Consider the following 2,110-nt stretch of genomic DNA (forward strand, 5'->3'; position numbering starts at 1 on the left):
ACTGCGAGCCGGGAGGAAACGTGTGCATCGCCGAATGATAATTCTGCAGTGCGAGCCCCAACTGTTTGAGGTTGTTGCAGCACTGCATGCGCCGCGCAGCCTCGCGCGCCGCCTGCTCCGCCGGCAAGAGCAGCGCGATCAAAATGCCGATGATCGCAATCACGACCAAGAGTTCGACCAGGGTAAAACCGTGTAGGGGCCGGGGAGAGCGGTTACGCTTTCCCGAGGCAAACGTTTTTCTTCGGCCCCGTACACGGAGACCCTGGTTATGGACGCGAATCGAGTTGATTTCCAGTCGTTTGTCGGAGTCGATCTGCACAAGTGCACCGTAACGTTGGCGGCGGTCAGCCCGACAGGGGAGACGATCGCGACACTCAAGATCAGCACCAAGAGCGTCGGCAAGATCGAGCAATGGCTGTTGGCATTGCCCAGGCCTTGCCACTTGGCCGTCGAGGCCTGTCCGTTCGTCGAGTGGTTCATCGAGCGCTTTCGGGGATGTGTCGATCGGATCGACATCGCCGATGCCACCGAGTTGGCCAACCGGCGCGGCAAGCGGCGGAAGAACGATCGCAACGACGCTCTGGACATCGCGCGTCGGCTGGCGCGCGGCGAGTGCCCCTTGGGTTTCATCGCCGACCCGGTCTTGATGCAGCTTCGCAAGCTCGGCCGGCACTGGCGGCAGTTGAGCCGGCTCTTGTCGCGTAGCAAGCATTCCATGAAATCGATGCTCAATGCGGCCAACCTGCGTGGACCCAGGTTCGACGGCGCCGCTGCTCAGCGTTGGCTGCTCTCCGACGGTCACTTGCTCGCGCCGGTGCAGCAACGAGCGTTCGCCGATTATCTGGACATCGTGATGCTGGTCGAACGGCATCGCGAGAAATTGCGGCGTGAGATCCTCTTGGCACCGCGCAGCGAAGCGTTCCTGAACACGCAGCTCCTTCTGCTGACCGTGCCGGGAATCGGCGACATCTGGGCCCTGATCATCGCCGCCGAGATCGGCCCGTTCGAGCGGTTTCCCAATGCCGACGCGCTCGAGTTTTGGGCCGGCCTGACCGCCGACCTGAAAGAATCGGCCGGCCGTACCCAGAGCGGCAACATCACCAAGGCCGGCTCGGTTCCATTGCGCTGGGCATTGTGCCAGGCGGCCATGACCTTGTGCCAGTGCGACGCCCGGCAGGAGGCGACCCGCCAGCGGCTCATCGCCCGCATCGGCAAGCCCAAGGCCAACGTGGCAATGGGTCGCCGGCTGCTGCGCACACTGTACGCGATGGTCCGCGACAAAAAGCCGTATCGCTGCGGCCAACCGATCGATCGCACGACGCGGCTGAACCAGGCCCGGGCGCGTAAGCGCCAACGCCCGGCGGCAGCCTAGAAAGAAGAAGACGAGGAGGTTCCTTGGAGAGAAAGACGGCGGTAGTACGACGTGCGCGCGTTGTGCGTGCGTCTCATCGAGTCGGTGACCGCGACCTGCTTTCATTCGGCCCGGCACGCAGTGCGCGCTGGAATCGCCTGTCGATCCAGTGCGCTCAAGCTCTGCTTGAGCTGCCTGCCGGTGACCGCGACAGAGTGAATTCGGCCCGACCGATGCGTACATGGTTTTATTCAGCCCGGAGCACACGCGGCGCCAACACGATCGCCACGTCCGGTGACTGCGTAGAGATGAATTCAACCGCCCCGCCGCCGCGACCAGGCTGCGGAGGACGGATCGACCACCGCCGAGCAATGCCCAGGTCGAAACCACCAATCCACGGAGCACAACCCATGTGAAGCAACGCGTGCGTTGACAAAGGGCCCCTACAGAGATGAAACCGTGGCGGGCGAAAGCGAAGTCGGAATTCGGAAGTCGGAATTCGGAAGTCGGTAGACGTAAAGCCGCGTCGGGCTTGCCGCAACGGCAGCGAGCGCGCGGCATCGAACGAGGACTTGCACACGCTCTCCAAGCCGCGCGCGGATTTCGCTGGATCATCGAACTATCCTGGTGAGCAATCGCCAATCCATGTAAGCAATTCACCGCAATTATCACGTTGGAACACGCCGCACAAGACGGCGGACCGTCGTTCAGTTCGATTTCTTGCGACGCTTGTAGCTGACCCAGGCCAGAGCGGTCACT

Annotated in this window: 2 protein-coding genes; one reads left to right on the forward strand and one right to left on the reverse strand. The window is 62.6% G+C overall.

Annotated features, from left to right (window positions below):
• The coding region (locus VGY55_11470; GenBank protein HEV2970579.1) for a DUF1559 domain-containing protein at positions 1-181 on the reverse strand (181 nt) is incomplete at its 3' end.
• 87 nt (positions 182-268) lie between these two features.
• Between VGY55_11470 and VGY55_11475 the strand changes: the two genes are divergently transcribed.
• Positions 269-1,372: an IS110 family transposase gene (locus VGY55_11475; GenBank protein HEV2970580.1), complete on the forward strand. Its 1,104-nt coding sequence runs from the start codon at positions 269-271 to the stop codon at positions 1,370-1,372.
• The last annotated feature ends 738 nt before the right edge of the window (positions 1,373-2,110 follow it).

It is taken from the genome of Pirellulales bacterium (assembly GCA_035939775.1).
In the GTDB taxonomy this organism is placed as follows: domain Bacteria; phylum Planctomycetota; class Planctomycetia; order Pirellulales; family DATAWG01; genus DASZFO01.